The following is a 4,149-nucleotide window of genomic DNA, read 5'->3' on the forward strand; positions in this document are numbered from 1 at the left end:
TTCCCGCCTCACCCTCCCCCACACCCCCCCCTCCCCGCTCCCCCCCCTCCTCCTGACCTCGCCACCCCCTCCCAAACCCCCCCCACCCCCGCTCTCCCCCCCCCCCCCCCCATCCCCCCCCCCCGGTCCCGGTGCGACACTGTGCGGGTCCTTGCCTTGCGGGTCCTTCGGTCAGGCGGGTCATGCGAACGTCCGCTGCTGAACCGTACGTTGCGTTCGTCCGGCGCTTTCGCGGTGTCCGGGCCGGGCGCGGGCACCGCCGCCGCTATCCCGGGCGCCGGGGCCGCCAGGGGAGCCGGAGTCTGCGGCGGTAGCCGCGCGAGGGGAGCACGGGACCGGTGCCGCGGTACCGAGGGTCCTCGTCGAGATACGGTCCTGGGCCGTCGTCCGCCGCGGTACGCAGGGCCTCCTTGTCGTACTGGGTGGTGGCGATCACGTCGACGAGCTGTTCCTCGGTGAAGGTCTCGGAGCCCCGTACATGCGGTACGAATCCGACGAGGACCCCGTCCTCCACGACCTCCGCCCGCAGGCCCAGCACCTCGTCCATGTCCCAGATCGCCTCACCGCCCTCGATGAGGACGATCTGCACACCGCACTGGTAGACGCCCAGGTGGGCCATATGGGCCATGACTCCCCGGGCCCGCAGTGAGGATACGAGACGGCCGGCGCGTTCCTCGTCCATCCGATGGCCACTCTCTGTGCGGTGACTCTGGGCTGCATGGTGGTTCTGGGTGCATATGCCCCATCGCACTCATGGTAGGCCGTTTCCCCGGGAGGGCGAGTTCCGGGATTCCGGTGCTCCGGCGCCGCGGAGGCCGCGGGTCAGCCGACGGCGGGCATGATGTCGAGGGAGACCTGGACGGGTACGCGGGCGCCGGTCCAGCCACGTACCTCCGGTTCGTTCAGCGAGCGGACCCAGATGTCCACCAGCGCCACGGTCTCCTCCCCCGGCCAGGGCCCGACGCCCACGACCCGCATCCCGGCCTGCGCGGCGGAGCGGATTCCGCAGGAGGAGTCCTCGACCGCCAGGGTGTCGACGGGCTCGGCGCCGCACAGCCGTGCGGCGGTCAGATAGACGTCCGGGTGCGGCTTGGGTCTGATCTCTCCTTCCGGTACGACGATGTGGTCGAAGCGGTCGAGCAGGCCCGCGGTGCCGAGGCAGGATTCGACGACTTCCCTCGGGCAGTTGCTGGCGACGGCGAGCGGGGCCAACTCACTTGATTCCTCGACCAGTTGGCGGGCGCCGGGCATGGTGAGCGGATTGTCGGCCACCAGGGTGCGGAAGTGCCCCAGCAGCAGACCGGTCATGTCCTCGGTGAGTTCCGGGTGTCCCGCCTCTTCGGCCATGAGGCGGCCGCATTCCGTGTAGTGCAGCCCTTTTGCGCGCTCGGCGAAGCCCGGCAGGGGGGCGAAACCGTACTCGCGCAGCGCCTGAATTCGGGCGTCCTGCCAGTGGCATTCGGTGTCCATGAGGGTGCCGTCGCAGTCGAAGACGATGGCCGCTGGGGTCCAGGAAAGGATGCGATGAGCTGTCATCCGATTGTTCCGTTCAGAAGAGCCCGGTAAGCGGCAGCACCGGCCGCCGCGACAGTGCGGAACACCGCGGGCACGCTGGTCACCCGCTGTCGGGCGGGCGCGATCCGGGCGGTCGCGGCCTTATGGAGAAGGCCGGTTGAGGCGACCACCCAAGAACATAACGATCGCTACGCTAGAGAGGAAAACTCTTCGTAGTCAAGTGGCTTCGCAGAGTATTTTGAGCTTTTACCTGTAGCAGAGGGCACCAAAAGCCTTCTGTTCGCCGTCCTGCAGAAAACGGAACACACAGGTGTCGTGGTGGATCGCGCACATAATTCGAGCAGGCGGACTGTGTTCGACAAAGCGTGCTGCTTTGAGCCGCCCGCGGGCGGGGCGCAGCAAAGTGCCGCCGCTGTAGACGGCCACGGCCTGGCGGGCGGCTTCCAGCAGCATGATGCCGGGGACATGGTCCGTGGGGTGGTCGAAGAAGAACGGGTGCCGGGGATCGGCGGGGTCGACCAGAACGGCTGGGCCGTCGAGCGCCACGACGACATCGTGCGCGCCGGTCACTCCCAGGCCCCGGATATCGGGGCGGGTCCGGCCGTTCAGCCCGTTCGGCGGCGCCGGGCGCATGCGGCCGACCCGTACCGACTCGTACTGCGCGTCATTCAGGAACCGCGCACCGCCGCCGGCCCGGGCGAACGGTATTCCGTGGACCATTCCGTGGGGCGGTATTCCACGGGACCCGAGTCCGGGGGCCGTGAGTCCACGGGCGGCGATTCCGCAGGCCGAGAAGGAGACATGGAGCCGCATACCGGTGATCGATCCGTCGGCGGCGGCGCGGCGTATGTCGTCCACCCGCACCTGGCAGAGGACCCCGGTGGCGCCGGAGAGCGCCCGGGGTTCCGCCCGGAAATCGATCTCGAAGAAAAGATCGGTGATGACGAGATGCATCGCCGGCGGGACATCGAAATACCGGAGCGGGATATAGATCCCGAGCTGGCGCAGCGTTTCGACGATCACCAGCGGGCTGTGCAGATCGGCGCCGTCGCGCGGGAAGGTGGGGTGGGACCGCGGCCAGGACGCGGCGGCCTCGAATCCGCCGTCCGGGCCCCGCCGTACGTCAGTGAGCAGCACCTCGGCCACGGAGTCCCGGTGCACCATCTCGCGGGCGACGGTGCGTGACCAGGACAGCGGCCGGACATCGTGCACGGTGGCGCCAACCGATGTGTCCATGCGACAAGAACACCGCAATTCCCGCGGTTGCGCACGCCGGTCCCGGGCCCTGTACGCACACCGGTCCAAGGGCCTGTCCGCCTCCTGATCCGGGCCCCGCAAGCCCGCCGCGTACGGTGGGAAAAGCCGCTACATTGCCTGCTGTCATGTAACGGAACGGCAATCCGGAGTACACGTGCAGGTTCGGGCGGAGCAGGTGCGGGCGAAAACGACACGGAGGTTTCTGCTGGAAGCGGCGGCACATCTGTTCGACGAGCGGGGTTACGCCGGGACCAGCATCAGCGATATCAGCGCGCAGTCCGGCCGTACCAGCGGGGCGATCTACTTCCACTACGCCAGCAAGGAAAATCTTGCCCTGGCCGTCGTCGAGGCGCATTTCGCGAGCTGGCCCGAGCTGATCGAACGCCATCGCTCGCCGGAATTCCCGGCGTTGGAGCGGCTGGTCGCGCTGAGTTTCGATGTGGCGAGGGCTTTCCGGGACGATGTCATCATCCGCGCGGGTGCCCGGCTCTGGGCGGAGCGCGCCGCCATCGACGCCACATTCCCGAAGCCTTTTGTGGGCTGGATGGAGACGGTCACCCAACTCCTCGAAGAAGCACGACAGGAGGGGGAGCTGGGGAATGGCATCACCCCTCAGGTCGCCGCGCACGGAATCGTCTGTGCCTTCTTCGGACTGCACACCGTCTCCGAGGCGCTGGAGGGGCGGCGGCAGATCGAAGAAGGGCTGCACGATCTGTGGCTGCTGCTTCTGAGCGGCCTTCAGACGCACCCCGATCCGGCGGGGCTGCTGGCGCGGGTGCGGGAGCGCCCGGCCGGTGCCGTATCCACCGGAACATGACGGGACCCGCCCCGGCCGGCGCCGCTTTCGCGAATACCGGCCGGGACAGGTCCCTGAGCGGCCCGGCAATGGTGCGTGACCCGACAATGCGTCAGGATTCCGGCCGGTACGGTCGGTACGGTCAGTACGGCCCGTTCACATTGTCGATCGAACCGTACCTGTCGGCCGCGTAGTTGCAGGCGGCGGTGATGTTGGCGACCGGGTCGAAACTGTCCATCGACGTACCGGGCACGTGATAGGCCTGGAACGTGGGGTCGATGACCTGGAGAAGGCCCTTGGAGGGCGTTCCCGCGGCGGCGTTGGAGTCCCAGTTGTTGATGGCCTGCGGATTGCCGGAGGACTCGCGCATGATGTTGCGGTAAATGCCGTCGTAGCTGCCGGGAATGCCATTGGCCGCCATGACGTCCAGGGATTCCTTGATCCAGCCGTCCAGATCGTTCGTGTACGTCTTCTCGGCGGCCGGGGCGGCCTCGGTGACCGTACCGCCCGCGTCGGCCGAAGCGTTCTCAGCGGTTGCGTTCTCGGTGGTCGCGTTCTCGGTGGTCGCGTTCTCGGTGGTC

Annotated in this window: 5 protein-coding genes; 1 reads left to right on the forward strand and 4 read right to left on the reverse strand. The window is 68.2% G+C overall.

The annotated features are described in order from the left end of the window. Positions 1–265 precede the first annotated feature (265 nt). The 3 genes from ACFU9P_RS20350 to ACFU9P_RS20360 form a co-directional block, all read right to left on the reverse strand. A complete protein-coding gene (locus ACFU9P_RS20350; protein WP_376386941.1) occupies positions 266–682 on the reverse strand; it encodes a hypothetical protein in 417 nt (138 codons plus the stop codon). Between the two features lie 140 nt (positions 683–822). After that, positions 823–1,536, reverse strand: a complete 714-nt coding sequence (locus ACFU9P_RS20355) for an HAD family hydrolase (RefSeq protein ID WP_384082652.1) — start codon at positions 1,534–1,536, stop codon at positions 823–825. Positions 1,537–1,761: 225 nt separating this feature from the next. Further along, the gene (locus tag ACFU9P_RS20360) at positions 1,762–2,751 is read right to left on the reverse strand and encodes an AfsA-related hotdog domain-containing protein (protein WP_384082655.1); all 990 of its coding nucleotides are present in this window, start codon (positions 2,749–2,751) and stop codon (positions 1,762–1,764) included. A 175-nt stretch (positions 2,752–2,926) separates the two neighbouring features. On the opposite strand from ACFU9P_RS20360, the gene ACFU9P_RS20365 reads away from it, so the two are divergent. After that, complete coding sequence (locus tag ACFU9P_RS20365) at positions 2,927–3,589, forward strand: ScbR family autoregulator-binding transcription factor (protein WP_384082658.1); 663 nt, start codon at positions 2,927–2,929, stop codon at positions 3,587–3,589. Between the two features lie 121 nt (positions 3,590–3,710). Here ACFU9P_RS20365 and ACFU9P_RS20370 read toward each other — a convergent pair. Then, positions 3,711–4,149 (reverse strand): transglycosylase SLT domain-containing protein (locus ACFU9P_RS20370; RefSeq protein WP_384082661.1); only part of this gene is annotated, 439 nt, incomplete at its 5' end.

The organism is Streptomyces sp. NPDC057617 (genome assembly GCF_042800555.1).
Taxonomy (GTDB): domain Bacteria; phylum Actinomycetota; class Actinomycetes; order Streptomycetales; family Streptomycetaceae; genus Streptomyces.